This is a genomic window from Candidatus Izemoplasmatales bacterium (genome assembly GCA_041649275.1).
Taxonomy (GTDB): domain Bacteria; phylum Bacillota_I; class Bacilli_A; order Izemoplasmatales; family Hujiaoplasmataceae; genus UBA12489.
In genome coordinates, this window is record JBAZNL010000021.1 from 1 (window position 1) to 27,000 (window position 27,000).

The window sequence follows — 27,000 nt, forward strand, 5'->3', positions numbered from 1 at the left end:
CACGCAGGAGATCGCGGGTTCAAATCCCGTCGGGACCGCCATATGATGGTCCGGTAGCTCAGTTGGTAGAGCAATGGACTGAAAATCCATGTGTCGCCAGTTCAATTCTGGCCTGGACCACCATCATACCTACAACGAAGCCCTGAGAGGGGCTTTTTTGTTCTAGAAAACAACCATATAGAAAATGTCGTCGCGACACACAGAGAAGAAAGGATGAAATCGTCATAAGTGACATTTTTGAGGATTCAATTATGATATAATGTATTCATTATTACGACGCGCGAGGTGCCGATTGATGATAATCGATGACGAAATCTATAAAGAATATGATTCGATTTTGGGAATGAGATCGTGAGAATTGTTCATGGCGAAATGGAAAAACAACCTGTTGTCGAACGCGACGCTGTCTTGACGGATGACGACCTTCGATATCGAAACGTCGAAAAGGGGGATTTTTCCAAGTGCAGCCTCGTATCCAAGTCAGAACGCAGAAGATTGACATTCTTAATCTATGTACCAGCAATATTTTTTTTGGTTAATGCGGGATTTGCCATTGCGTGGAGCCTGCTATTCTCACACGGATGGTTGGCAGGGTTTGGGGTGGTTCTATTCCTCATAGTATTATTATTTCTGCCCTTGATTTTAATCATACCTGATCGAGAGTATTTGAAGAAATGTGTTTCCATTCTTGATGCTGATTTCTTTCGCTATCGGGATCGAATGTATATGAAGCAATGGAAAGGACCCGTGACTCTCCAGATACCGATAGCGACATGGCAGGAGGAGTTCGCAAAAAGGAAAGAGTTCGTGGATAGCGTGCTGAAGAAACGCAAAAGATGGTCATACATGCTTTTGCGTGGGGTTGTATGGAATTTTGACTATACCTTTCTGTTTTGCTTTGGCGAGATTCCGTCAAAGGAAACATTAATCCACATAGCGGATCGGGAAAGAGTCAATATTATATTGTGTTTCCGCGAAATCGGCAGGCAATCCGATCAAAATGCTGCAATTGAGGAATGCTTGATGGAGTATCAGATTAATGAGGTAGATGGGATTCGCTTTAGAATAGCATATATCGGTTTAGATCTAGAGGCAAATGCCATCATCAACCGTCCCCGCGTGGTACTCATGTTAACGGACGAAGCCTTCGTGCGATCGTATCATTTACCTTTGAGTGAAAGCGTCGTCATCGATTATTCTGTTGAGATGTACGAATTCATTATGAAGTTTTGCTTTAATTACGTGGAGAAATCAAATTGAACAGAATGATATGCTGCAAGTGAGTCATTGGATTATCTGTATTTGTAGAAGATAGATATTAGAAGAGCATTTCTTGATCATCAGTATTTCTAGTTTCATTCCGCTTGCCTTCATTGTTTTTGTGAGCGACCCCGTCATCGCAAGAGGAAATAAAATTGGAATATGTGTATGTATGTAATTATCGTTTGGTGCTTATGCATTGGCATTCCTATCGGACAAGATCCTCAAGGGTGCAAGCTTAGTAAAAAGAATAAATAATATCTATAAATAATATCAAATTGGTGAATATACCCAGAAATATATTCCCCCAATTCAAGACATCGTCTATAGAAGATTATTGGAAGGCTATATTCGTCCGATGTTAAGCAAGATGAATTTCTTTGAAAAGGCCAAGTAAATCGTGCGTGCAACAAAGACGAATAACATTAGTTCCATAAACGAAAATGGATATGACTGGCCAAAATAATTCGCATGCATGAATCAACTATAAATCCAATATGAACCGCTGTCTGATATTAGTAGGAGAAATTACATGATTGATGAAAACTTCCTGTTGGAAATTAAGCACAACATCGGCTTTAGGCCCGTGTTTCATGATGATTACATCCCATCTTTCGTAATGGACTCTGATAACCTTGTGATGAAATTCCAAATTTTGAAAGAACACGCCCGTAATTTTACGAACGTCGATTTTAATAAAGATGTATTATTTACGGTAATATTCCGGAAAATCCAAGATCTTTTGTTTGAAACGGATGGGTTTTGCAACGATGTGACTTGCCTAATTTTCGATTTCTCTATTAAAAAGAAAGAAGAAAGATATCATGTAGAAATAGAGCCGAGTTGCGGGCTCTATATGAATTTTACAGCCGAATCATTCGAAATAACGAGGTGAACCATTTCGCCCGCGTAGGAAACGACTGAAAATCCATTTATACAACGAAGGAGGAAATCCAATGGACGACTCAAAAGATATCCTAATATCCGACTTTGGGAACAATTATCATTTTGAAATGCGCGACATCCGTGTTTTTTATGATACAAAGGTATATAATGCGTCAATGATAATCGCAGTTAAGAACGAGTTCCTTCAATGCGTATCAGAATCATATGTTTTTCACGAAAAAAATTTGTTAGCATTTCTCTCCAAACTACAGAATATCTATGACAACTTGTCTGGCGAAGCTCATCTTGAATCGGTAGAAGCTGGTAAATGTATTCTACATGCCAGCGCTAATAATTTAGGATATATCATTATATCTGGTAAACTGGAAGATTTATCACATGAGAACTCATGCAAATTTACAATCCCACTAGATCAGACCTGTTTTGAAGGTAAAAAATTAACCATAAAATAGGCATTGTAATGCAAGGGATAATTGCATGAAACGACTGAAAATCCATGTGTCGCCAGTCCAATTCTGGCCTGGACCACCTTCTTTAGCACAGAACAAGCCCTTTCGGGGGCTTTTTGTATCTGGGGGGGTGGGTGGTGGTGGGATTTCACCGCCGGCGGAGATTGACTGATTCTTATGAGTTTTTATGTGAAGGGTCTGAAAAAAATCGTAACGGAATATGCTTCTATTTTTAGCCATTCATATATTAATTTTTAATTTGCACAGATGTGTGCTACATAATTAAGATATTAATTATATGTGGCACAAATAAAATGTGCTACAAACATAAAAAATATTGATTTTGTAGAGCATAAATGTTATGATTATAACAGGTGATAATATGAGTATCCTGAAAAGCGTTTTGGAAGAAGAACTAGAGCGAAACCTAAGAAATCAAAAAAAATACATGGAAATGTTGAGCAACTTGCCCAAGGGAAGTATTTTTATTTCAAACAGAAACGGTAAACAGTATTTCTATAGAAAAAATAGAGTTGGGGTAAAAGTAACCAATGAGTATATATGTGCATTAAGTGACAACAAAAGAGCAAATGAAGAGATACAAAGATCAGAAGACTATTCTCGAGTGCTTATGAACCTAAAGCTAGCCAAAAAGGATGAATTAAGACTGCGAAAGGCGTTAAAGGCATATGAATAAGAATTATGAAGACGAATTACAGAATATCATTAAGACTTTTGGGGAATGTGGAATTTTGGACAACATTATCATCATAGGATCTTGGGCCACATATTTTTATGTCAAGATATTTGAGGGGTTCATCCCGAGCATTCGGACCCTAGATATGGATTGCTATGTGCCTATGAACAAAAAGATAAGTGTGAAAAAAAGCGTTAAGGAAGCACTAATGCCGATAAATTATGATCAAATATTTGATACTGGAACCGGGAAAAACAAATTTATCTCCCCGAACGGATTTGAAATCGAGTTTCTAACAAAATTAAGAAGAGATCAAGGCTCGGTGGTAAAAATTGATTCTTTGGGAGTCAACGCCGAACAACTGGGAAATCTGGACATTTTTGACAGCGGACATTTAGAAGTTGATTTTGAAGGATATAGTGTAAAAGTCGCAAGTCCTTCAGCCTATGTCATACAGAAAATCCTTATTTCGGAGAAACGGTCTAATGAAAAATATCACAAAGATCTTGAATCAATTCGGTTAGTATATGAAGAAATTATTAAGAACGGTTCACATATGTCTGATTTCATTGAATTGGTGAATTCGATGGGAAAAGGTTCTGGAAAAAAGTACAACGATTACGTTATTAAGAACCATCTTAATTTTTACCAAAAGAAATAGTTCGGACAAACACTAGTCTGAATGTTTTCTTGCCTGAAACGACTTAAAATCCATATATCGCCACTTCGATTCCGGTCAAAACCACCATCATGTCATAAAACGAAGCCCTGGAAGGGGCTTTTTGTTTCTTCAAGCGAATCCACGCTATCAACAGGGGGGTTCACGGGGGGCGTCCCGCGGTGTATAATGGTGGTCGTGGGGTGACTTCATGAAAAACGCGTTGAACCGCTTCATCGACTGGTTCGAATCCAAGTTCAGCATCCTGATCGACACGCTCGCCCTCCTCGGCGGCGCCTTCTGCATCTTCCTGGCGATCTTCGTCTTCATCACGCTGCTCATCGGCAGCCAGGACATCCTCGAAGTCCTCGACGTCGTCGCCATGCCCGGCGCAATCGGCTTCTTCGGGATCATCGTCCTCTTCGCGCTCCGGATCACCCGAAGCATCGCGAAGAAGTGAGTTCCTCCGGCATCACGAAGGCGGTTCGGACCTTGGCGTCCGAACCGCCTTTCGTTTTCTTCGGATCGACAAGCCGCATCGGTTGACAGCGTGGCGACGGTACGGTATAATGATGACACCGTGTCATTATATAGGAAGAGGGCGAGGTAAATGCCGACACCGACCTTCATGAACATCGATCCCGTGAAGCGCGAACGCATCGTCGAAGCGGGCACCGAGCTGTTCGCGGCGATGGATTACGAACAAGTCGACGTCAAGACCGTCGTCGTCAAGGCCGGGTTGCCGCGCGGATCGTTCTACGCCTACTTCGACGACATGGAAGACTACTACCGCACCGTCATGGAAACGGTCCAGAAGGAGCGGCTCGATGCGATCGGAAACGCCGCCTCCGGATTCTTCGGAACGGTCTTCGACTTCCTCGTCCGGATGTTCGATGCCGACATGCGGGACGGCAACGGTTCGCGCAACGCGCTGTTGCGACAGCGGTATTTCCGCTACATCCAGACCCAGCGCGCCGGCTCGCTCCGCGATACGCCGTACCATCCCGACCAGCGCGACAACGTCTTCCGGATCCTCGTGTCGAATGGCATCGGTTTCGGGACCGCACCGCTGTCGCCCGAGGAACGCCGCTCGCTCTTCGAACTCTGCATGATCGTCTATCTCGCGACCTACAACGAATCTGTGCGGGAAGGCTTGCCGGTCGCCGACGGCACAAGGCTGTTTGAACGAAGGATCCGCATCATCGAAAGGGGTGTCCAGTCATGATTTCGCTCGTCTTCATCGCTCTCATCTTCATCGCGGCCTATGTCGCCTCCGGATTCATCCGGAAGCACGACGTCGCGCTCTATGTTGCGGCGACGGTCCTGTCCGCGCTCGCGCTCGTCTTCCGCACCGTTCCGGCGACGCTTCCGTTCAACCGCGGCTATCTCGGGTTCAGCCTCTTCTACGTCGTCATGATCGTCGGCCTGTTCTCGCGCGAAAGCGTCATCTTCAAGCGGCTTTCGTCCGTCCGCCAGGTTCTCTCGATCCTCGGCTTCATCGTTTTGACGCCGCACGCCGTCTTCTTCGTCCTCGACCGGATCGCCGGCGACGCCTCGCTCGATCCGTTCGGCGTGGCCGCATACCTGATCATGGTCCCGCTCTTTGTCACCTCGTTCCGAAATCCCCCCGAAGGACCCGCAAGAATGAAGTGGAAGAAGCTGCAGCGATTTGCCTACGTCGTCTATCTCGCGGTCTTCGTCCACCTCGTCCTCGTTTCCGAACTTCCGAATCTGGCGATGTACATCGTTCTCTTCGTCCCCTACCTCGTCTACAAGCCGATCCATTTCTTCCGCCACGAACGGCCCTATTACCTGGCCATGAGGCGCAAGATGGCGGAGTCCTCTCGGAAGGGCGGAAAGAAGGCCGGCGAAGCATGATCCAGACCGTGTTCCACATGACGAAGACGAATGAAAAGACGATCGAGAAAGTGATCCTCGACCGTCATGTCCATTACCTTCACATGGTTTTTCCGAAGAACGAAGGGCTTCCCATACATCCCTCGAACGCGAACCTCTACATGACCGTCCTCCGCGGAACGCTCTCGCTCGGTCTGAACGACCAGGAGGTCTGCCTCTATGTCTCGGGAGACGTAGTCAACGTGCCGATGGGAACGACCATGAATGTCCAAAACGAGCACGACGACATCCTCGAGCTGATCGTCCTCAAGTCGCCGGCGCCCGGATCTCCCTGCGTCTGAACCGAAAGATGAAAAACGGCGTTTTGCCTCGCGGGGCAAAACGCCGTTTTCATTCAGATCACCGAGTTGAGCAGAGCGACGAGCTGGTTTCCGAGATCGGGGAAGAACATGAAGATGACGACGATCGCGAGGATCAGGACGTAGATGAACACGAACAGCTTCTTGCCGGAGACGAACTCCATCCCGACGATGGCGGCGACGGCGAGCGCGGCGAACTGCTGGGCGAGCGTGAGGTAGCCCATGATGTGGGCCGGCAGGCCGAAACCGAACTGGGCGTCGGTATACAGGAAAGCGTACAGGACGATGGTCAGAAAGCCAAGGATCTGGCCGAGGACATTCCAAAACTTCTTCATTGCGAAACCCCCCATTTGTTTTGTAGACTTCGCTTTAATTATAGTGATTCATCGGTTGGGCCGCAAGGGCTTTTCGGCGAAATCTCGCGAAATGTTGAGGAGAAAGTTCAATGTGTGATTTTTTTCTTATCATCCATGATGTGATCTCCTTGAACGAAAGTACGACAAGTAAAATCTTTTGTAACAAGCGTCTAATATTGAATCGATTTTTATTGTATAATATAACAGGAAAAATATAACAGGAAAAGACCGGAGGGGTTCATATGAAGAAAGAAGCGATTGTGAATGTATTTGATGTCGTGCTATTATTTTGGGCGATAATTTTCATGATGTCTCCTTTTCTTTCGGATGTCGATAGTACGGCGATGACCATCATCTTTGAGATTTCATCACTAACACTCATTCTTTATGTTGCCTATGTAATACGTCTTCGGTGGAGATGGAACCGTTTGATCAAACGAGAAAACGATGCAGCGCTCGAAGTGGCAGCCGAAGTAAGCGAGAACATTCCGAATATGTTCTATGAGGTGAAACAACGCATTCTAGAGAATCAAATAGAAGCGACGTTGCAATCGTTGTATCCGTCGGCGAAGATCGTGAAGAACGTGTATTGCCCCAAAATCGACGGCACAACCTCCGAAATCGATCTTCTCATGATATCGGTTGACGGCATCTTCTTATTTGAAGCGAAGAACATTTCGGCATCCGTGAACGGTGATTGGTCATCCGATAAACTAATTGCCACCTATGAAAATGGAAAACAAATTGAGATTCTCAATCCGGTCATCCAAAACTCATACCATTACCAGCATTTGAAACGATTGCTCGGTTGCGATCCTTCCGTTTTCAAGAACATAGTCGTCTTGGGAGATGCTGTCATTTTCAATTATGAGGAAATCAAGACGGTTCCAAAATTCGCCAGCGTGTGTAAACTGAAGAACATCGCCAAGGAAACGTACTACCGTGGCAGACACACGAAAAACATCTTCACTCCCGTGCAAGTAGAAAGCATCTACATGACGATCAAGGACTCATTGGGGTATTCGGAGGAGAAGAAAGAAAAGCACATTGGAGAACTTCAAAAAAACGAAACGAAAAAAGCAAAATAATTCCTGAAATGACGACACTTGCCGAGTGTCGTTTTTTTTATGAAGCATAGGGGAAGCATCTGCGTAATATGTTCGTGCAAAGGAGCTGATCCAGATGAAAAAAGCGCTGATGGCGATTCTGTTCGCCACCCTCGCCATGGTCGTTGCGACCGAACGCGTCGAAGCCTATTCCCCACAATATCTGCCTGGCGGCGTGAACTATCTCTCCGCCGACAACTTCGAACAGGATTCCGGATACTACAACACGATCCAATTGTTTCTGGTCAAGCCGAACACGACCTATTGCCTCTCCATGGCATCCGTCTATGCGACTTCCCATGCGTATGAAATCATCATCGAAACCTTTCTCGACGATCGGATTCAATTGACCTCGGTCTATTATCATCCGGAGGATTTCACGCCGGTCCCGGGAGAGGACTGGGTGTCGCTCGTGTTCTCGACGTCGGCGACGGCGAGCTACATGGACATCTACTTCAGCGATCCGACGGCGGTGTTCGACTTCCATACCGCGGAATTGTTCCAACTCGAGGAAGGATCCGTCTTCACCGGCTACGAGGAATATGTGGACGGAACCGTCGCCGACGTCAACGGTCCGTATTTCGACGGCAACCCCGTCGTCATCTCCAACGTCGACGCACCGATCACGAGCGCCGAGATCCGCGCCGGACTGACCGCCTATGACGCGATCGACGGCGACCTTACCGCCACGATCGTCGAATTGTCAAACGCCTATGCCGGAAACGAAAGCACGCTCGGAGAATACGCGATCGACTACCGCGTCGCCGACACATCCGGCAACTTCACCGACTTCCGGGTGACCGTCAAGGTGGTCGACGTCACCGCGCCGATGTTCGGCGGCGAAACCGACTTCCTTATTCCCTACCCCGACGTCATGTCGATCGCGACGATCCTTTCGCAGATCACCGCGAGCGACAACTACGACGGCGACCTCTCGGCCGCCATCGTACTGAAGACGGACGGTTATACCGCGAACGCGGGCGTCTTGGGATCCTATCAGGTGGCGTTCTCGGTCGCCGACGCGAGCGGAAACGTCACCGACCATTCCGTGACCGTCTCCGTCGTCGACGAAGAGAGCCCGATCTTCACCGGTCCGTCCGTCTACACGATCGGGTACGACAACGGCATGACCGTCGCCGACATCCGAGCCGCGCTCTCGGTCGTCGACGACTACGACGACGACCTGACGGCCGCGATCACCGTCGACAGCGACGAGTACTCCGCCCACATCCGGCAGATCGGCGCCTATCGGGTCGTCTTCAGGGCGGTCGACTCGAGCGGCAACGCCACCCTCTTCGACGTCGTCGTGAACGTCGTCGATCAGATCGGACCGGTCGTGTACGTGGACGCCTCGATCGTCCGCGTGTACAACGGCACGGTCCTGACGCTGACCGATTTCACGAACCTACTCGTCCGCGCGGGAGAACTGCCCAAGGCCGACGGCTACCGGGTGACGCTGCGTTACGATTCGTATACCGCGCACGCTTCCGTTCCGGGCGTCTATCACCTGACGCTCGACATCGTCGACCCATTGGGTCGGACGTCGGTGAAGACCCTCGAGGTCGTGGTCGCCGAAAACGCCCCGGCATATGTCCCGGGGCCGGATTCCGGAGGCCTCGGGGAGGCGTTCGACTGGGGGGATGCGGTCGTCTGGATCGTCGGCGGAATCTGTTTCGCGGCACTGCTCGCGACCAACATTATTTGGGGTTTCAAAGTGAAAATGAGGTAAGCGTTTTATCACCAAGGAAAGCGTTATCACACGCTTTCTTTTGTTTTCATTAGTGTTATAATGTGTGTGCCAACGAGAATACAGGAAAGGAGTGTAAAAAAAACACATGGGAGCTAAAGTCCTGATCAACAAGGAACGGCTTGCCAGATTGTCCGCAGCGATGGAAAGAAACAAGTTGAAACCGGGTCCATTGATGCCGACACTACAGGAAGCGCAGGCGATCTTCGGCTGCGTTCCGATCGAAATCCAGAAGATCATCGGCAAGGAGCTGAACGAGAGCGTCGCCAAGATCAACGGCGTCGTCACCTTCTACAGCATGTTCTCGATCGAACCCAAGGGCGAGAAGGTCATCAGCGTCTGTCTCGGCACGGCCTGCTACGTGCGCGGTTCGCAGAGCGTCCTCGATTCGTTCTCGGACGAGTTGAAGCTGAAACCGGGCGAGACGTCGGAAGACGGCAGGTTCACCCTCCAGGCCACGCGCTGCATCGGCGCCTGCGGCCTCGCCCCGACCTTCACGGTCAACGAAACGGTCTACGGCAACGCCACCGTCCAGAAAGCCAAGGACGTCGTGGCGACGCTGAGGTAGCATCGTGACCCTCGGCCAGATCGTCGCCAAGTACGGCTGCACGGTCTACACGCGGAATTCCTTCGATTCGGCGAAGGAGATCCGCTACGCGTTCTGCTCGGACCTGATGAGCGACGCGCTCATGATCATGAGCACCGTCCGCGAATCGGGCGTCCTCGAGGATTCGGTCCTCATCACCGGGCTCGCCACCAACCAGTCGATCCGCACCGCCGAAATGCTCGACGTCGACGTCGTCTGCCTCGTCCGCGGGAAAATCCCCGCGAAGCAGGTCGTCGACCTCGCCGACGAATCCGGCATCATCCTGATCGGCACGGAACTGACGATGTTCAACCTGAGCGGCAGACTCTACCAGGAAGGCATCGTCGGCATCGCCTCGAAGAAATGATCCTCGTCGACAAACGCTACGAGATCATTCCCCGCGACTTCAATTTCGCCGGGCAGGCGTCGTCGGACATCAAGCGAACCCTGAAGAACATGCGCTTCTCCCGCGACTTCATCAAGCGCGTCTCGGTCGCGGCGTACGAATCCGAAATCAACATCGTGATCCACTCGCTCGGCGGACGGGCCGCGTTCAAGATCACGGAAGCGAAGCTCTACCTCGAATTCACCGACTACGGACCAGGCATCCCCGACATCGCGCTCGCGATGACGCCCGGATACTCGACCGCCTCGGAGGAGTCGCGCCTGAACGGCTTCGGCGCCGGCATGGGCTTCACCAACATCCTGAAGTCGGTCGACCGTTTCGACATCCTGTCCGATCCGAACGGCACCGTCCTCAAGCTCGTCTTCGACATCGGGGAGGCGGATCGCGATGCGGGTCTCTGACATCCTTTCCGCCGGCTACCGGCTCGCGACCCGCGCCGAGAGCGCGGACCGCGAATATGCGGGACTCTACGCCGGCGACCTCCTGAGCGTCGTGATGAAGAGCGCGAAGCCGGGAAACGCGCTCGTGACCGTCATGGCCAACATGAACGCGATCGCCGTCGCGAGCCTCGTCGACCTGCCCGCCATCGTCCTCTGCGAAGGCGCGAGGGCGACTTCCGAGATGATCGCACGCGCGGACGCCGAGGGCATCGCCCTCGTCGAGACGTCAAGGAAGGCCGTCGACGTGGTGATCGACCTCGACCGGCGCGGCCTCTCATGAACCTTCATTACGACCTGCACGTCCACTCGGTGCTCTCGCCGTGCGCGGACGTCCTCATGACCCCCAACAACATCCTCAACATGGCGACCCTCAAGGGCCTCGACGTCCTTTCCGTCGCCGATCACAACAGCCTGAAGCAGATTCCGATCCTCGCGAAGATCGCCGAGAGCTACGCCCTCCTCTTCATCCCGGGCGTCGAGGTGACGATCGCGGACGGGACCCACGTCCTAGCCCATTTCCGCCGTCTCGACGAGGCGATGGCGTTCGACGCGGATCTCGAACGGCTGCTCGACAAGACTCCCGAAGGCCCGATCCGAAACGGCGAACCGATCCTGACGGACGAGGAGGACCTGACGCTCGCGGTGCTTCCGTACCGCCTCCACCAGAACCTTCCGATCGACCTCGCCGGCCTCTGCCGGCTGCTCGACCGCTACGACCACCTGCGCTTCTTCGCCCATCTCGACCGGGGGGCGAACTCCGGACTGCACCTCGTCGGGACGTGCCCGATGGACGGAATCGAGCTGACGCGGCACGCGGATCCCGAGTTCCTCCGGCGGCATCGTCTCGAAGGATATCCGGTCCTCCGCAATTCGGACGCGCACGGTCTTTGTGACATCTCCGAACGGACGGACGGAAACATCCTCGACCTGCCGGAGCGTTCGCTCGACGCCTTCTTCGCGAGGTTCTCCCGTGGATGACCTGTCGCTCTTCGTGCTCGACATCGTCCAGAACGCGATCGTCGCGGAAGCGGAAGACATCGCCGTCGCGATCCGCGAGGATTCCTCGCAGGACACCCTCGTCCTCACCGTCGTCGACGACGGCCGGGGCATGGATCCCATGACCGTCGAACGGGCGGTCGACCCGTTCTTCACCACCCGCACCACCCGCAAGGTCGGACTCGGGCTGCCGTTTCTGATGATGGCGGCCGAACTGGCCGACGGCTCCTTCGCGATCGAATCCGATCCCGGCGTCGGCACCGTCGTCGAGGCCCGATTCGTGAGAAGCCACGTGAACACGCCCCCGCTCGGGGACATGGCGGAATCGCTCTACACGATCTGCCTGCATCAGAACGTCAGGGAATTCCGGTACGCGCACGTCTGCGACGGTCGACGCTTCGACTTTTCGCTCGGTGAAATCAGAACCATCCTGGATGGAGTGCCCCTCACCGCCGCAGGCATCGGCGCATACCTGAAGTCATACATCAAGGAACACATCATAACGACACGAGGAGAATACAGATGAAATCGTTGGAAGATCTCAAGAAGCTCCGCGACCAGTCCCTCAAGAACATGCAGATGCGGTACCAGGTCGGCGGTACGCGCATCCAGGTCGGCATGGGCACCTGCGGCATCGCCGCGGGCGCCCGTCCCGTCCTCAACAAGTTCGTCGAGGAGATCAGCGAGCATGAACTGAAGAACGTCGTCGTCACGCAGGTCGGCTGCATGGGCGAATGCGCGTTCGAACCGATCGTCGAGATCGTCGACCAGGACGGCACGTCGTCGATCTACTGCAAGGTCACCGAACGCATGGTGGACGAAATCGTCGAGGAACACCTCGTGAACGGGCATCGGCTCGACCGGTACCTGCTCTCGAGCGTGAAAAGGTAGGGACCTGACATGCTGGAAAGAATGCAGATCCTGATGTGCGGAGGCACCGGCTGCCTCAGCTCCCATTCCAAGGACATCCGCGCCGAGTTCGACAAGGTTCTGACCGAGATGGGGCTCCGCGAGGAGGTCCAGCTCGTCATGACCGGCTGCTTCGGACTCTGCGAGAAGGGTCCGGTCGTCATCGTCTATCCGGACGAGACCTTCTATTCGCACGTGACCGTGGCCGACGTGCACGAGATCTGCGAGGAGCACGTCCTCAAGGGTCGTCCCGTCGAACGCCTGATCGTCAAGGATCCGGTCGACAAGCAGAAGGTCAAGAACTTCGGCGAACTGAAGTTCTATTCGAAACAGAAGCGGATCGCGCTCCGCAACTGCGGCAACATCAATCCGCTCGAGATCGACGAATACATCGCCAAGGACGGCTACCAGGCCCTCGGCAAGTGTCTGACAGAGATGAAGCCGCTTGAAGTGATCGACTGGATGAAGCGCTCCGGCCTCCGCGGCCGCGGCGGCGGCGGATTCCCCACCGGCCAGAAGTGGGAATTCGCGTCCAAGTCGAACGACCCGATCAAGTACGTCATCTGCAACGCCGACGAAGGCGACCCGGGCGCGTTCATGGACCGCGCCGTCCTCGAGGGCGACCCGCACTCCGTGCTCGAGGCGATGGCGATCTGCGGCTACGCGATCGGCGCCCACCAGGGCTACATCTACTGCCGCGCCGAATACCCGGTGGCGGTCGAGCGCCTCAACCACGCGATCGGCCAGGCCCGCGGCTACGGACTCCTCGGCGCGAACATCTTCAACACCGGCTTCGACTTCGACATCGAGGTCCGTCTCGGCGCGGGCGCGTTCGTCTGCGGCGAGGAGACGGCGCTGATGGCGTCGATCGAAGGCTTCCGCGGGATGCCGCGGCTGAAGCCGCCGTTCCCGGCCGTCAAGGGCCTCTGGGGACATCCGACCAACGTCAACAACGTCGAGACCTTCGCCAACGTCCCGGTCGTCTACCTCAAGGGACCGGACTGGTTCAAGGCGATCGGCACCCCGAAATCCTCCGGCACGAAGGTCTTCGCCCTTGGCGGCAAGATCGCCAACACCGGCCTCCTCGAGGTACCGATGGGGACGACCCTCCGCGAGGTCATCTTCGACATCGGCGGCGGCATCCCGAACAAGCGCCGCTTCAAGGCCGTCCAGACGGGGGGGCCCTCGGGCGGATGCATCACCGAGAAGTCGCTCGACACCCCGATCGACTTCGACAACCTCGTCGCCCTCGGCTCGATGATGGGCTCCGGCGGCATGATCGTCATGGACGAGGACAACTGCATGGTCGACGTCGCCCGCTTCTACCTCGACTTCACCGTCGACGAATCGTGCGGCAAGTGCACGCCGTGCCGCGAAGGCACGCGCCGCATGCTCGACATCCTGAACAAGATCGTCAAGGGCGACGGCACCCTCGAGGACCTCGACACGCTCGAGACCCTCGGCAACATGGTCAAGGACACGTCCCTCTGCGGACTCGGCCAGACCGCCCCGAACCCGGTCCTGTCGACCCTCAAGCACTTCCGCGACGAATACGTCGCGCACGTCGTGGACAAGGTCTGCCCGGCCGGCGTCTGCGCCGCCCTCACCAACTACGTGATCACCGACAAGTGCATTGGCTGCACGAAGTGCGCCAAGAACTGTCCGGTCGGCGCGATCCAGGGCTCCGTCAAGCAGAAGCACAAGATCGATCTCGAGAAGTGCATCCGCTGCGGCGCCTGCAAGAAGGCATGCCCGGTGAACGCCATCTCGAGCAAGCCGGAAGACTGGAGGAACGCGGTCCGTGGATAAGCTCGTCAACGTCACCATCGACAAGACCCAGATCGCCGTCCCCGAGTCGTACACGATCCTCAAGGCCGCCGAGGCGGCCGGCGTCTCGGTTCCCCGCCTCTGCTTCCTCGAGGGCATCCACGAGGAAGGCAACTGCCGCGTCTGCGTCGTCAAGGTCGAAGGCCAGAAGGGCCTGAAGCCCGCCTGCCGCACGACCGTCTCCGAAGGCATGGCCGTCAAGACCAACACCAAGGAAGTCTACGATGCCGTCTCGAGCAACCTCGAGCTCCTCGCCGGCAACCACAAGTTCGAATGCTGGAAGTGCTCCCGCGAGAACAGCTGCGAGTTCCTCGACCTGCTCCGCCGCTTCACCGTCGACAACAACTACAGCAACGAGGAGGTCTTCAAGCACAAGGACCGCAAGCTGAACGAATCGTCCGGCGCGATGGTCATCGACTCCTCGAAGTGCGTCCTCTGCGGCCGCTGCGTCTCCGCCTGCGAGAAGTATACCGGCCTCGGCATCCTCAACTTCAACCGCCGCGGGTCGAAGACCTACGTCGGCCCCGCCCTCTTCACCAACCTCGAGGACGCCGGCTGCATCTACTGCGGCAAGTGCATCCAGTCCTGCCCGACCGGCGCGATCCGCGAGAAGGACGACATCAAGGCGCTCGAGCGCGCCCTCCGCGATCCGTCCAAGACGGTCGTCGCCCAGGTCGCCCCGGCGGTCCGCGCCGCCCTCGGCGAGGAGTTCGGCTACAAGCCGGGCACGAACGTCGAAGGCCAGCTCTTCGCCGCCCTGCGCCAGCTCGGCATCAGGGAGATCATCGACACCAACTTCTCCGCCGACCTGACGATCATGGAAGAAGGCACCGAGTTCATCGGCCGCCTCAAGAACAACGGCGTCCTGCCGCTCTTCACCTCATGCTCCCCCGGCTGGATCAACTACCTCGAACAGTACTATCCCGAATACATCCCGAACCTCTCCAGCTGCAAGTCGCCCCAGCAGATGGCCGGCGCCCTGATCAAGACCTACTACGCCGAGAAGCTCGCCCTCGACCCGAAGGCGATCGTCTCCGTCTCGATCATGCCGTGCGTCGCCAAGAAGGCGGAGGCGAAGCGTCCCGACATGGGCCGCGACGGCTACCGCGACGTCGACATCGTCCTGACGACGCGCGAGATCGCCCGCCTGATCCGCCACCGCGGGATCCGGTTCCAGGAACTCGACCCGATCAAGCCCTACGGCGACCTCGCCAAGTACACCGGCGCGGCATCGATCTTCGGCGCCACCGGCGGCGTCATGGAAGCCGCCCTCCGCACCGTCACCGAAATCCTCGAAGGCCACTCCACGCCGGTCGAATTCGCCGACGTCCGCGGCCTCTCGGACATCAAGGAAGCGACCTACAGGGTCGCCGGCATCGACGTCAACGTCGCCGTCGTCCACGGCGGGAAGGCGATCGGCCAGTTCCTCGAACGGATGAAGAAGGGCGAGAAGCAGTACCACTTCGTCGAATTCATGGGCTGCACCGGCGGCTGCATCAACGGCGGCGGACAGCCGATCGTGACCGCCCCGATGCAGGGCAAGTTCGACGTCCGCGAGCGCCGCATGAAGGTCCTCTACGCGATCGACCAGGGATCGGCCTTCCGCAAGTCGCACGAGAGCGAAGCGGTCAAGAAGGTCTACGCCGAATACCTCGGCGAGCCGAACTCCCATCTCGCGCACGAACTCCTCCACACCCATTACAAGAAACGCGACGTCTACTCCAAATGAACCGGGCGGCGAAGTCTACGGACTCCGCCGCTTTTTTTCGATTCATCATCCGTTCACATTCGTCTGCTAGAATGGGCTCGAGGTGAAAGAAACATGAAAAAACGCAATGTCTGGATCTGGATCATCGTCGCCGTCGTCGTCCTGTCGGCGGCGGCCCGCTTCGCCTTCTTCTACTTCTCCGACGCATGGAACGGCTGGGATGCCGGCGACTGGCCCGGAATCATGCCGATGATGGGCGGATGGGGGATGCCGCTCGGCATGCTCGGGATGGCCGCCTTCTGGGTCTTCGTCGTCTTCGTCGTCCTGCGGACCCTGCCCGGCCGGAGCTGCCGTTCCGGCAGCGACGCGACGGTTCGCCTGAAGGAAAGGCTCGCCGGCGGAGACATCACGATCGAGGAATACGAGACGCTTCGGAAGAAGCTCGAGGAGGACAACTGACATGAAACGCTTGATGATCGTCCTGGGGACGGTCGCAGTGCTTGTCGCCGCGGGATTCGCAATCCGCAACACCGTCGCGGCCGAAGACGTTCCGGCCACGACCGCATCGACGACCTCGGCCTCCGGTTGGTACGGACCGATGATGGGCGGCCGCGGCGGCTACGGTTCCGGTCGCGGCTGCGGCTACGGCTACGGCATCGCGACGACGGCCGCACCTTCCTACGAATGGCTGTACCTGCACCTCGACGCCGACGAGACGGCGCTCGTCGACGCCTATCATGCCGATCTGATCGCCACCTACGACTTCGCGGCGATGGACGCCGAGAACAGACTGTCGACGCTGGCGGAGATCCGCACGGCGCTGGCCGACTATATCCTCGAATCCGGTTTCGTCTCGGGTCTGAATCCGTGAAGCGGGTCCGCCCGGCCATGCCTGCCGCCGTGATCTTCGTTGATCTTGTCGGCCTCGAGGCCGCGGAGTCCTTCTCGAAGAATGCATCCTCGCCGACGCGCTTGACGCCGCCGGTACGTTCGTGAGCGGCATGACGCAGCGCATGATCGCGAGCGTGAACGGAATCCGCTGCGCCGGATGCTTCACCGCGATCGAGAGGGCGCTTCTGCGTCAGGGCGCGACCTCGGTCGCCATCGATCCCGCCTCGCGGATCGCCACGGTCCTCTATTCCGGAACGCGTGCGGATGCGAACGGGTATTGCGACGCGGTCCGCGCGGCAGGCTATCAGGCGACGCTGTTCGCGGTCCTGCCCGTCCCCGCGGAGGACTGAACGGCGTTTCCGACCCGCCTTTCCGAGTTCGGGCGTATAATGGAGACGGAGGGATAAGTCATGCGGCTGCTCATCGTCGAAGACCATCGCAAGATCAACGACCTGCTCGCCCGATTCGCCCGCCAGGACGGCCATGAGACCGTCCAGGCTTTTTCAGCCGAGGAGGCTTTCGCCGCACTCGCGTCGAAGACGTTCGACGCCGTCGTCACCGACCTCATGCTTCCCGACCTCCAGGGTGAGGATCTGATCCGTTCGATCCGGGCCCAGAGCGACCTCTACATCATGGTCGTCTCGGCGAAAATCGACGTCAGGGATCGCATCGACGTACTCTCGCTCGGTGCCGACGACTACCTCACGAAGCCGTTTTCCGTCAACGAGGTCATGGTCAAACTGAAAAACGTCGAAAAACGCGTCGTCACGCGATCGCCGGTCATCCGTTCCTATCATGGCGGCGAACTCCGGATCGTCCCGCTCCAGCGTCAGGTCCTGCTTCTGGGAGACCCCGTGGACCTGACCGCGCACGAGTACGACGTCCTCTGGGCGCTCGCCTCCAGACCGAAAAGAATCCTGTCGCGCGACCAGATCATCGACCTGTGCTTCGCCGACAGCGAGGCGTTCGACCGCGTCATCGACGCCCACATCAAGAACATCCGCAAAAAGCTCGGCGACTCGGCGACAGAACCGCGCTATCTGAAGACGCACTACGGCGTCGGATATCAGTTCGTGGGGAAAGCCGATGATTAGCTTCCGGGAATTCTTCCGGACGCGTATGGCGCGTTCGTTCACGCTCCTGTTCGCGGCGATGCTGCTGTTGGCGAACCTGACGGTCTACCTCGTCTCCGGCATCCAGTATGCGCGCCAGACGGAACGGCAGGAAGCCTCCTTCGTGGAAATGATGCGGCATCTGGCCGAATGGGAGGACGAGGAGACGGTCGTCGCCTTCCTCGTGCATTACGGCCATACCCATGGCGTCGAGATCCGTTACGTCGACGATCTCGGAAATCTCGTGTACGCGACCGAGGCGTTCCCCGAAGGCGTGGATCCGATCGCCATCGTGTCTTCGGAGGGAGCGCCGCTCGGAACGTTGTCGATCGGCTATCGCCAGTCGCTCTACGGCGCCGAACTCGTCTGGGGTCTGGCGTTCGTGAACGGCGTGTCCGCGCTCCTGTTCGTCGCGGCGCTGATGCTTCTGCGCCGCTACCTCGACCGCCAGTACGCGGCCCTCGACGAGGACATGGCACGCATCGGAAACAAGGGTGCGGAGTTCCGTTTCCGGGACATCGCCGCGGTCAACCTCCGCTATACGGAGGCTCTTGCGGCGGAGGAGGAACTCAAGACCATCCAGGCGCACTACGTCCGTCTGCTCGCCCATGACGTCAAGACACCGCTCACCGTGATGAAGACCTATCTCGACGGCATCCGCTCCGGACGGCTATCCTTCGACGGCGAGGTCAACGCCGAACTGCTCGCGCAGATCGCCGAGATCGAGAAGACCGTGCCCCAGTTCATCGAACAGGACCTGCGCCAGGTGTCGATCCGCCAGAACGTGACGCCGGTCGTGCGGGAACATCTCGCCAGACTCGAGGAAGTCTTCCGCACCAAGGCCATGACGGTCGTCTTCCACGGGACCGACCTGACCCTCGACATCGCGGCGGCGGACCTGGTCCGCCTCCTCGAACACCTCGTCTTCAACGCCTTCTACTACAGCGAACCGGGCGGCACCATCGAAGTCCGGATCGATGCGGCGACGAAGCGGATGACGGTGTCGGACACCGGCATCGGGATGTCCGCGGAAACCCTCAACGCGATCCGGACCGGATCGCATCGCGCGCAAGAAGCATCGAAGTACAACCAGAAGGGAAGCGGCGTCGGCTTGCAGATCGTGTTCGAGATCGCATACCGGATCGGCGCCGAGGTCGAATTCGAAAGCGAACCCGGGAAGGGCACGACCGTCATCGTCTGGTTCGAACGTGCGAATCTCGCGAAGGGCGCTTGAGCCTACGGGTACAATGAATGATCAGGGGACGGAACCGATGCACCGGTTCCGTCCCCTTCTTTCACAACAGTTCGATCGACTTCCTCGTCACCTTCACCAGGCCGTCCGTCCGCATGCGCGACAGCTCGCGCGAGAGCGACGGCCGCTCGACCGCGAAGAAGGTCGCCAGGCGTTCCTTCGTTTCGGGAATCGGGACGATCCCGCGGGGCTCTTCGCCGAGTTGCCCGCGGAGCCAGAAGAGGATCTTCGAACGCAGGTCGGGAAGCGACAGGAGCTTGACCTGCTGCTTGATCGCGAAGGTCTTCCGGCCAAGCATCCCGAGGTAGTCGGAAAGCGCGTCGGGATGGGTCGAAAGCAGACGGAAGAAGCCGTCCTGGTCGAGTTCGACGACGGTCGAATCGACGACGGCGGTGACGTTGCCGAGATAGCGGCGTTCGCAGGCGAGGGTGAGGACGTCGCCGAAGAAATCCCCCGCCGCGACCGTCTGGATCACCCATTCGCGGCCGTCGGGCATCGACGAGCGGATCTCGAGCGCGCCCTTCGTCACGTAGCCGATCCGCTCGCAGGGGTCGCCCTGGAGACGGACGAGCGCGCCGCGCTTCGCTTCCGCGGTCGTACCGCCAGCCTCTTCGATCGCCGTTTGCCAGTCATAGGGAAGTCTCATGAAACCGCCTCCGTTCGTAACATATGTTACATACAATGATGATAACATGTTTTATAATGATTGTACACATGAAGTCGCGGCGCCTTTGCCCGCGACGCGGAAAGAGGTTCCCCGATGAAACGATTCCTGTCCGCCGCGCTTGCGGCGTTCCTCGCCCTCGCGATCCTCGGCTGCGCGAAGCCGGAAGGACTGACCGCGATCGTCCCCTCCGGTTCGCCGGCACTCGCCCAGATCTATGTCCAGACCGACGGACGTCACGCGGTCAGCGTGGTGAACGGCGCCGATCCGCTCGTCGCCGCCTTCGGGTCGGGATCGCACGACGTCGTCTTCGCACCCACCAACCTCGGCGCGAAGATGATCGCCGCCGGCGCCGACTACCGCTTCGCCGCCGCGGTCGTCTGGGGAAACTACTACCTCGTCACGACCGGCAAGACTTCCTTCACGCTCGACGGTCTCGACGGCGCATCGATCCTCGCCTTCGGGCAGAACCAGACGTCCGACATCGTCCTCAGGCACCTGCTTTCGGAAAACGACGTCGACGCGACGCTCACGTACGTCGATGCGGTGGCTTCCGCCGCCGCCCTCTTCGCCGCCGATCCGACGCTCGTCGTCCTGACCGCCGAACCGTCCCTTTCGGCCCTATGCGCGACGGTCGACGGCCTACAGGTCATCGACCTGCAGGACGAGTACGCCGCGCTCCACGGCGAGGGCTCCTATCCGCAGGCGGGCGTCTTCGTCATGAACGGGATCGATGCGGATCGCGTCGACGCCTATCTGACCGACCTGGCGGCTTCGGTTTCGGCCGTGAACGACGATCCCGCCGCCGCGGCCGCGGCCGGCGCGGAGCTCGGCTTCGGCTTTTCGGAAGCGGTGATGACGGGCGCGATCCCGGGAAGCCATCTCGCCTATGTCGCGGCGGCGGACGCCCGTACCGCGCTCGAAGCCTATTTCGCGATCATCCTCGAGATGAATCCGGCGCTGATCGGCGGCACGCTCCCGGGGGAGGGATTCTATCTTGAACGATAAGCGCTCCGTTTCGTTCGCTTCCGCCCTGTTCACGGTCGGCGGCGTCTTCGCCGTCTTCCTCGTCTGGATCGCCGCCTCGGCGATCGTCGACAACGCGATGCTTCTGCCTTCCCCGGCGGCGACCTTCTCGGCGCTGACGTCGCTTCTGACCGAACGCGCATCGCTTCTTTCGATCGGCGCGACGATCCTCCGTCTGGTCGCGGCGCTGGCGGGTGCGACCCTCCTCGGTCTTTCCGCGGGGGTCGCCGCCGGTCTCGTCGACGGCGTCTACCGCTTCCTCCGACCGGTCGTGACGGTTCTGAGGACCGTGCCCGTGATCTCGATCGTCGTCATCGTCCTGATCGTCTTCGGCTTCTCCTCGACGCCGTACGTCATCACCTTCCTGATGATCTTCCCGCTCGTCTTCCAGGCGGCCGCCGACGGCATCCGTCGGATCGACCCGGAACTGGTCGACGTCTATCGCCTCGAGGACGACACTGTCCTCGGCGGCCTCCGATACTGCTACATGCCCCTGATCGCTTCCGACGTCCGCACCGCGCTCCTCCAGTCGGCCGGTCTCGGCGTGAAGGTGCTCGTGATGGCGGAGTATCTCGCCCAGACGCCCTCCTCGATCGGAAACGCCCTCTATCTCGCGAAGGTCGAACTCGACTTCGCCACCGTCTTCGCCTGGACCGCCCTGCTCGTCCTGATGGCGGCCGCGATCGAGGCGGCGGTACGGAGGAGAGCCGCTCGGGTTCCCCGGGAAAACGCCTCCATGTCCGTCAAACGATCCGAAACCGATTGACATCGAGCGGCTCCCGCGGTAGAATATGCACGTCATAAGGGAGTAGCCCGCGCGCAACTCGAAGGCGTGGTCAAATCAACAAGCGCGATCGTTCGATCGATCTGGTTTGACCTCATGCGGCGAGACTTATGCACTTCGTTGTGCATGGTCTCGCTTTTGTTTTATCACCCAGGGAGGAACCTATGGAACGATATCTCGGCACCATCGATTCGACGCTTTCGGAACTCGGCACCGACGCCAGGCACGGTCTGACGTCGTCGGAAGCCGCTTCGCGGATCCTGCGCGACGGCAAAAACACCTTGCGCGAAAAACGGCGGAAGAGCCTCTTCGGCATGTTCCTCGACCAGTTCAAGGACTTCCTCGTCGTCATCCTGCTCGTCGCCGCCGCCATCTCGATCGTCACCGCGGCCATCGAAGGCGAAGGTCTCGTCGACGGACTCGTCATCCTCGCGATCGTCGTGTTGAACGCGGTGCTCGGCGTCTCCCAGGAACAGAAGGCGAGCAACGCCCTCGCCGCGCTCAGGCGGATGAGTTCTCCCCATGCGAAGGTCCTGCGCGACGGACGGGTCGTCGAAGTCGATTCGGCCGACCTCGCGGTCGGCGACGTCGTCTTCCTCGAGACCGGCGACTCGGTGAGCGCCGACCTGCGGCTGATCGCATCCTCCAACCTCAAGATCGACGAATCCGCCCTGACCGGCGAATCGGTTCCCGTCGAGAAGGACGCGAAGATCGTCTACGACGCCGAACGGCCGCTCGCCGAGCGCGCCAACAGCGCGTTCATGTCCACGCTCGTGTCCTACGGCAAGGGAACGGGCGTCGTCGTCGCCGTCGGGATGCAGACCGAGATCGGCCGGATCGCGGCGATGCTCGACGCCGTCGAGGAAGGCAAGACGCCGCTGCAGAAGACGATCGACGAGTTCGCCAAGGTGCTCGGCACGATCTGCGTCGTCGTCTCCGTGCTCGTATTCGCGCTCGGTCTCGTCCAGGGACGCGATGTCTTCGAGATCTTCCTGACTGCGATCGCGCTCGCCGTCGCCGCGATTCCCGAGGGACTCACGGCCGTGATCACGGTCGTACTCGCGCTCGGCATGCAGCGGATGGTCAAGCGCAATGCGATCATCAAGTCGCTGTCGACCGTCGAGACCCTCGGCCAGGCGACCGTGATCTGTTCCGACAAGACCGGCACGCTGACCCAGAACAAGATGACCGTGCAGTGTGTCTACGACCTCGCGCGCGAATACCGCGTCACCGGCGGCGGTTATTCGTTTTCCGGTACCATCGGGACGGACGGCGCGCCGATCGCGCCGCGCGGGAACCTCGGAATGCTTCTGAAGACCTGCATGCTCTGCAACGACGCGCGGATCGAGGAGGAGGGAAAGATCCTCGGCGATCCGACCGAAGGCGCGCTCCTCGTGCTCGCCGCCAAGGCCGGACTCGACGTCCGAAACGCCGAAGCGGACTATCCCCGTCTCGACGAGATCCCGTTCGACTCCGTCCGCAAGATGATGACGACGGTCCATCGGATCGACGGCACCGTCTACGCGCTGACGAAGGGCGCCTGCGACAAGCTCCTCGGGCGATGCGACTTCATCATGGACGAGGGCGTCGTCCGACCGATCACCCACGACGACGTCGACCGCGTCCTGAAGCAGAACGACGCCTGGTCGGAACAGGCCTACCGCGTCCTCGGATACGCCTGCCGCGAACTGCCGTCCGCCGCGGCGGAAAACGCCGAACGCGAACTGGTCTTCCTCGGACTGACGGCGATGATCGATCCGCCGCGTGAGGAAGCGCGGGACGCGATCGCCGTCTGCCACAAGGCCGGCATCCGCGTGATGATGATCACCGGCGACCACCTGACGACCGCGAAGGCGATCGCCCGCGACCTCGGCATCCTCAAGCCCGGCCACCTCGCCCTCTCGGGGGAGACGACCGCCAGGATGTCCGACGAGGAATACGAGGAAGCGATCCTGCATTGCGACGTCTTCGCCCGCAGCACCCCGGAGGACAAGATCCGCATCGTCGGCATCCTCCAGAAGCACGGCGAGATCGTCGCGATGACCGGCGACGGCGTGAACGACTCGCCGGCGCTGAAGCAGGCCGACATCGGCGTCGCGATGGGCATCACCGGCACCGAGGTCTCGAAGGAAGCGTCCAACATGATCCTCACCGACGACAACTTCGCCTCGATCGTATCGGCGGTCGAAGAAGGCCGGGTCATCTATTCGAACATCCGCAAGTTCACGATCTACCTCGTCTCCTGCAACATCGGGGAAATCCTGATCATCACCCTCGCGATGATCTTCGGCCTCCTCTTCGACAACCAGATCCCGCTCTTGGCGATCCACCTCCTGTGGATCAACCTCGTGACCGATTCGTTCCCGGCGTTCGCCCTCGGCATGGAGAAGAAGGAAGCGGGCGTCATGGACGAGAAGCCGCGCGACGCCAAGGAGAAGCTGCTCGACGGACCGACGCTCGGAAAGATCCTGATCCAGGGAACCGCGCTCGCGCTCGCCGCCCTCCTCAGCTTCTGGATCGGATTCCAGATCGACGGCGGGGCGCTCGCCCAGGCCCGCACGATGATCTTCGTCACCGTCGTCGTCGGCGAACTGATCCGCACCTATTCGGCGCGCTCGGAAACGCGCTTCCTCGTCCGCATGAATCCGTTCTCGAACCGCACCCTGAACATCACCGTGGCGGCCTCGCTTCTGCTCGTGGCGGCGCTCGTCTACGTTCCGCCGGTCGCGGCGCTGTTCCGCCTCGAGGCGCTCTCGGCGGCGGAACTCGGGATCGCGGCCGTCCTCGGATTCATCCCGCTCCTGGCGGGCGAACTGACGAAATTGTTCCATCCGTCCCGCTAAGACCGCGTGCGGAATCCGCAAATTCGGTCCGGCGTCTTGTAAATCGCGTCCGTATGCGTTAAAATGGAAACAAGTCGGTTCGTGAGGAGGTGTCACCCGTGAGAAACAACATCGCCCGCAACGTCGTGTTGCAGAAGGGCGAGACCGTCCAGAAGGATTTCAAGAACCTCAAGGCGATCGGCACCTACTGCGCGATGATGCTCACGACGAAGCGCCTGATCGTCTACACCTTCGGACCCGACGTCGAGCGCGGACGCAGGATCCGCCGCCGCAAGATGGACGAGATCGACCTGCGCTCGATCCACCGCTTCGAATACTATCTCGACTATCACCGCGTGAGCGCCTTCGTCCGCATCTTCGGCCTGATCTTCTTCCTCGCCGGTGCGGCCGCGGGCTACATGAACTACACCCATGCCCTCGAGTCCTACGTTCCGCTCCTGGGGAGCATCCCCAACTGGTATTACGGCTTCGGCGCCGCCGTCCTCCTGGTCGTCGTCGGCCTCTCGATGATGTTCGGGAACAAGAAGTACCTGATGCTGAAGATCAAGTTCGGCCTCGACGACAAGCTCTCGCTCCGCTTCACCCCCGACAAGCCGAACGAGGACGCCCTCCGCTTCATCGCCGGCAAGATTCACGTCGACTGAACCGCCATCCGACTCCGCGAACCCCGTTCGCGGAGTTTTTCTTTCGCCCGGACGCCGTTTCCGGGGTGCCGAAATGGTATGGAAGCGCATTCCCATTCATGATATAATAGGAGTAACACGCCGGAGACCGGCTCCGGCAAAATGAATCCGGGAGACTTGATATGAAGCTCAACTACAAGAAAGTGTTCTTCGTCGGCGTCGCCTTCTTCCTCATCTCGATGTTCTGGCAGACCTACGACTCCGTCATCACCAAGATCCTGATCGACAAGTACGGCCTCTCGCAGACGTGGTCCGGCGTGATCATGGCGCTCGACAACGTGCTCGCCATCTTCCTGCTCCCGCTCTTCGGCGGACTCTCCGACAAGACCAAGTCGAAATACGGAAGACGCACCCCGTACATCGTCGTCGGTACGGTCATCGCCGCCTTCGCGTTCGTCGCGCTGTCCTTCGCCGACAGCTATCAGACCGCCCGGATCGAAGCCACCGACATCGTCGCCGACTACGACGGCTATCTGGCGGAAAAGGACATCATGCTCCAATCGATCGTCAAGGACGGCAAGCCGACCGCGCTCGTGACGCGTGAACAGGCCGAAGCCGACTACGACGCCGGCAAGATCACGGAAGCAGAATACGACCAGGCGGTCGCCGACTATCTCGCATGGCAGGCCGCATGGCCGCTCGCGATGGTCCAGTGGAACCTGATGAACGACGACATCCTCCTGGCGGGGAAGGATGCCGCGCTTGCGGCCGGCGAGATCACCCAGGGCGCCTACGACCGCTGGTACGAAAACACCTATGAAGTCATGGAGGAGATCAGCTGGCGCGCGCTGACGACCGGTTATCTCACCCAGGCGGAGTATTCCTATTGGGCCGACGAGATCTACGACGGCGTCTATGACGGCAACCTTTCCGAGGCGGCCTGGGAAATGACGGCGGCGAATCCCTTCAACTTCGTCGTCTTCGTCGCCCTTCTGCTCGTCGCGCTTGTCGCCATGGCGACGTTCCGCAGTCCGGCCGTCGCCCTCATGCCCGACGTCACGGTCAAGCCGCTGCGCTCGAAGGCGAACGCCATCATCAACCTGATGGGCACCTTCGGCGGCATCCTCTCGATCGCCCTGCTCGGCATCTTCGGTCTTTCCAACCGTTCTTACGTCGACTACACGCCGGCATTCGTCATCGTCGGCGTCCTGATGCTCGTCTTCCTCGCGATCTTCCTCTGGAAGGTCAAGGAACCGGCGCTCGTCGCCGAAAAGGAAGCCGACGACGTCAAGTACGGCCTCACGGAAGCGGACGAGGTCAAGGAATCGGGCGAATCGATGCAGGAACTCTCCCGCGAGAAGCGCAATTCCCTGTATCTGATCCTCGGATCCGTGTTCCTCTGGTTCATCGGCTATAACGCCGTCACCACGAAACTGTCCGACTATGCCCCGAAGGTCCTCGGCATGGGCTATTCGCTCCCGCTTTTGATCGCCCAGGGCGCCGCCCTCGTCGCCTTCGTCCCGATCGGCTTCCTCGCC

General features: G+C 57.9%; 32 protein-coding genes and 1 tRNA gene. 31 read left to right on the plus strand and 2 right to left on the minus strand.

The genetic code is table 11. The features are described from left to right. Window positions 1-47: 47 nt before the first annotated feature. The 10 genes from WC509_08325 (at window position 48) to WC509_08370 (ending at window position 6,168) form a co-directional block, all read left to right on the plus strand. Window positions 48-123: transfer RNA gene (locus WC509_08325), tRNA-Phe, on the plus strand. Window positions 124-351: 228 nt separating this feature from the next. Beyond that, window positions 352-1,260 carry a hypothetical protein gene (locus WC509_08330; GenBank protein ID MFA5007449.1) on the plus strand — a complete coding sequence of 303 codons (909 nt, stop codon included), beginning with the start codon at window positions 352-354 and terminating at the stop codon, window positions 1,258-1,260. A gap of 532 nt (window positions 1,261-1,792) precedes the next feature. Next, window positions 1,793-2,155 (plus strand): hypothetical protein, encoded by a 363-nt coding sequence (locus WC509_08335; protein MFA5007450.1) that lies wholly within the window; start codon window positions 1,793-1,795, stop codon window positions 2,153-2,155. 61 nt (window positions 2,156-2,216) lie between these two features. Next, on the plus strand, window positions 2,217-2,618 hold the full coding sequence (locus WC509_08340) for a hypothetical protein (GenBank protein MFA5007451.1): 402 nt from the start codon (window positions 2,217-2,219) through the stop codon (window positions 2,616-2,618). 379 nt (window positions 2,619-2,997) lie between these two features. Beyond that, window positions 2,998-3,312 (plus strand): hypothetical protein, encoded by a 315-nt coding sequence (locus WC509_08345; GenBank protein ID MFA5007452.1) that lies wholly within the window; start codon window positions 2,998-3,000, stop codon window positions 3,310-3,312. After that, the gene (locus tag WC509_08350) at window positions 3,305-3,973 is read left to right on the plus strand and encodes a GSU2403 family nucleotidyltransferase fold protein (GenBank protein MFA5007453.1); all 669 of its coding nucleotides are present in this window, start codon (window positions 3,305-3,307) and stop codon (window positions 3,971-3,973) included. The genes WC509_08345 and WC509_08350 overlap by 8 nt, the downstream gene beginning before the upstream one ends. A gap of 208 nt (window positions 3,974-4,181) precedes the next feature. Next, window positions 4,182-4,430: a hypothetical protein gene (locus WC509_08355; GenBank protein MFA5007454.1), complete on the plus strand. Its 249-nt coding sequence runs from the start codon at window positions 4,182-4,184 to the stop codon at window positions 4,428-4,430. Between the two features lie 150 nt (window positions 4,431-4,580). Next, the gene (locus WC509_08360) at window positions 4,581-5,195 is read left to right on the plus strand and encodes a TetR/AcrR family transcriptional regulator (GenBank protein MFA5007455.1); all 615 of its coding nucleotides are present in this window, start codon (window positions 4,581-4,583) and stop codon (window positions 5,193-5,195) included. Continuing rightward, window positions 5,192-5,848 carry a hypothetical protein gene (locus tag WC509_08365; GenBank protein ID MFA5007456.1) on the plus strand — a complete coding sequence of 219 codons (657 nt, stop codon included), beginning with the start codon at window positions 5,192-5,194 and terminating at the stop codon, window positions 5,846-5,848. Before WC509_08360 ends, WC509_08365 begins: the two co-directional genes overlap by 4 nt. Then, window positions 5,845-6,168: a cupin domain-containing protein gene (locus WC509_08370; protein MFA5007457.1), complete on the plus strand. Its 324-nt coding sequence runs from the start codon at window positions 5,845-5,847 to the stop codon at window positions 6,166-6,168. Before WC509_08365 ends, WC509_08370 begins: the two co-directional genes overlap by 4 nt. Window positions 6,169-6,221: 53 nt before the next feature. Here WC509_08370 and WC509_08375 read toward each other — a convergent pair whose 3' ends face one another. Next, window positions 6,222-6,521 carry a hypothetical protein gene (locus tag WC509_08375; GenBank protein ID MFA5007458.1) on the minus strand — a complete coding sequence of 100 codons (300 nt, stop codon included), beginning with the start codon at window positions 6,519-6,521 and terminating at the stop codon, window positions 6,222-6,224. Window positions 6,522-6,784: 263 nt separating this feature from the next. Here WC509_08375 and WC509_08380 point away from each other — a divergent pair, with 263 nt between their 5' ends. From WC509_08380 to WC509_08455, 16 genes are all read left to right on the plus strand, one after another. Further along, on the plus strand, window positions 6,785-7,630 hold the full coding sequence (locus WC509_08380) for a nuclease-related domain-containing protein (protein MFA5007459.1): 846 nt from the start codon (window positions 6,785-6,787) through the stop codon (window positions 7,628-7,630). Window positions 7,631-7,724: 94 nt separating this feature from the next. Further along, a complete protein-coding gene (locus WC509_08385) occupies window positions 7,725-9,377 on the plus strand; it encodes a hypothetical protein (protein ID MFA5007460.1) in 1,653 nt (550 codons plus the stop codon). A gap of 106 nt (window positions 9,378-9,483) precedes the next feature. Continuing rightward, complete coding sequence (locus WC509_08390; GenBank protein ID MFA5007461.1) at window positions 9,484-9,963, plus strand: NAD(P)H-dependent oxidoreductase subunit E; 480 nt, start codon at window positions 9,484-9,486, stop codon at window positions 9,961-9,963. Between the two features lie 4 nt (window positions 9,964-9,967). Further along, window positions 9,968-10,348, plus strand: coding sequence for a hypothetical protein (locus WC509_08395; protein ID MFA5007462.1), 381 nt, complete (start codon window positions 9,968-9,970; stop codon window positions 10,346-10,348). Then, window positions 10,345-10,788 (plus strand): hypothetical protein, encoded by a 444-nt coding sequence (locus tag WC509_08400; protein ID MFA5007463.1) that lies wholly within the window; start codon window positions 10,345-10,347, stop codon window positions 10,786-10,788. The genes WC509_08395 and WC509_08400 overlap by 4 nt, the downstream gene beginning before the upstream one ends. Beyond that, complete coding sequence (locus WC509_08405) at window positions 10,775-11,107, plus strand: hypothetical protein (GenBank protein ID MFA5007464.1); 333 nt, start codon at window positions 10,775-10,777, stop codon at window positions 11,105-11,107. Before WC509_08400 ends, WC509_08405 begins: the two co-directional genes overlap by 14 nt. Next, window positions 11,104-11,805 (plus strand): hypothetical protein, encoded by a 702-nt coding sequence (locus tag WC509_08410; protein ID MFA5007465.1) that lies wholly within the window; start codon window positions 11,104-11,106, stop codon window positions 11,803-11,805. Before WC509_08405 ends, WC509_08410 begins: the two co-directional genes overlap by 4 nt. Continuing rightward, the gene (locus WC509_08415; protein MFA5007466.1) at window positions 11,798-12,349 is read left to right on the plus strand and encodes an ATP-binding protein; all 552 of its coding nucleotides are present in this window, start codon (window positions 11,798-11,800) and stop codon (window positions 12,347-12,349) included. The genes WC509_08410 and WC509_08415 overlap by 8 nt, the downstream gene beginning before the upstream one ends. Further along, the gene (locus WC509_08420; protein MFA5007467.1) at window positions 12,346-12,714 is read left to right on the plus strand and encodes a (2Fe-2S) ferredoxin domain-containing protein; all 369 of its coding nucleotides are present in this window, start codon (window positions 12,346-12,348) and stop codon (window positions 12,712-12,714) included. Before WC509_08415 ends, WC509_08420 begins: the two co-directional genes overlap by 4 nt. 9 nt (window positions 12,715-12,723) lie before the next feature. After that, a complete protein-coding gene (locus WC509_08425; GenBank protein ID MFA5007468.1) occupies window positions 12,724-14,541 on the plus strand; it encodes an NADH-quinone oxidoreductase subunit NuoF in 1,818 nt (605 codons plus the stop codon). Next, window positions 14,534-16,288, plus strand: a complete 1,755-nt coding sequence (locus tag WC509_08430) for an NADH-dependent [FeFe] hydrogenase, group A6 (GenBank protein MFA5007469.1) — start codon at window positions 14,534-14,536, stop codon at window positions 16,286-16,288. Before WC509_08425 ends, WC509_08430 begins: the two co-directional genes overlap by 8 nt. Before the next feature lie 93 nt (window positions 16,289-16,381). Then, window positions 16,382-16,726 carry an SHOCT domain-containing protein gene (locus WC509_08435; protein MFA5007470.1) on the plus strand — a complete coding sequence of 115 codons (345 nt, stop codon included), beginning with the start codon at window positions 16,382-16,384 and terminating at the stop codon, window positions 16,724-16,726. Between the two features lies 1 nt (window position 16,727). Then, complete coding sequence (locus WC509_08440; GenBank protein ID MFA5007471.1) at window positions 16,728-17,138, plus strand: hypothetical protein; 411 nt, start codon at window positions 16,728-16,730, stop codon at window positions 17,136-17,138. A gap of 130 nt (window positions 17,139-17,268) precedes the next feature. After that, window positions 17,269-17,508 (plus strand): heavy metal-associated domain-containing protein, encoded by a 240-nt coding sequence (locus WC509_08445; GenBank protein MFA5007472.1) that lies wholly within the window; start codon window positions 17,269-17,271, stop codon window positions 17,506-17,508. A 60-nt stretch (window positions 17,509-17,568) separates the two neighbouring features. After that, complete coding sequence (locus WC509_08450; GenBank protein ID MFA5007473.1) at window positions 17,569-18,252, plus strand: response regulator transcription factor; 684 nt, start codon at window positions 17,569-17,571, stop codon at window positions 18,250-18,252. Beyond that, window positions 18,245-19,504, plus strand: a complete 1,260-nt coding sequence (locus WC509_08455) for a HAMP domain-containing sensor histidine kinase (protein MFA5007474.1) — start codon at window positions 18,245-18,247, stop codon at window positions 19,502-19,504. Before WC509_08450 ends, WC509_08455 begins: the two co-directional genes overlap by 8 nt. A 61-nt stretch (window positions 19,505-19,565) precedes the next feature. On the opposite strand, the gene WC509_08460 is transcribed toward WC509_08455, so the two are convergent. Then, the gene (locus WC509_08460) at window positions 19,566-20,168 is read right to left on the minus strand and encodes a Crp/Fnr family transcriptional regulator (protein MFA5007475.1); all 603 of its coding nucleotides are present in this window, start codon (window positions 20,166-20,168) and stop codon (window positions 19,566-19,568) included. A 114-nt stretch (window positions 20,169-20,282) separates the two neighbouring features. Between WC509_08460 and WC509_08465 the strand changes: the two genes are divergently transcribed. The 5 genes from WC509_08465 to WC509_08485 form a co-directional block, all read left to right on the plus strand. After that, window positions 20,283-21,194, plus strand: a complete 912-nt coding sequence (locus WC509_08465; protein MFA5007476.1) for a hypothetical protein — start codon at window positions 20,283-20,285, stop codon at window positions 21,192-21,194. Then, a complete protein-coding gene (locus WC509_08470) occupies window positions 21,184-21,978 on the plus strand; it encodes an ABC transporter permease subunit (protein MFA5007477.1) in 795 nt (264 codons plus the stop codon). Before WC509_08465 ends, WC509_08470 begins: the two co-directional genes overlap by 11 nt. Window positions 21,979-22,160: 182 nt before the next feature. Next, on the plus strand, window positions 22,161-24,839 hold the full coding sequence (locus tag WC509_08475; GenBank protein MFA5007478.1) for a cation-translocating P-type ATPase: 2,679 nt from the start codon (window positions 22,161-22,163) through the stop codon (window positions 24,837-24,839). A gap of 98 nt (window positions 24,840-24,937) precedes the next feature. Further along, entirely contained in the window at window positions 24,938-25,483 is a 546-nt protein-coding gene (locus WC509_08480; GenBank protein ID MFA5007479.1) for a hypothetical protein, read from the plus strand. Between the two features lie 161 nt (window positions 25,484-25,644). Next, window positions 25,645-27,000: MFS transporter (locus WC509_08485; GenBank protein ID MFA5007480.1), on the plus strand; the 1,356-nt coding region annotated here is incomplete at its 3' end.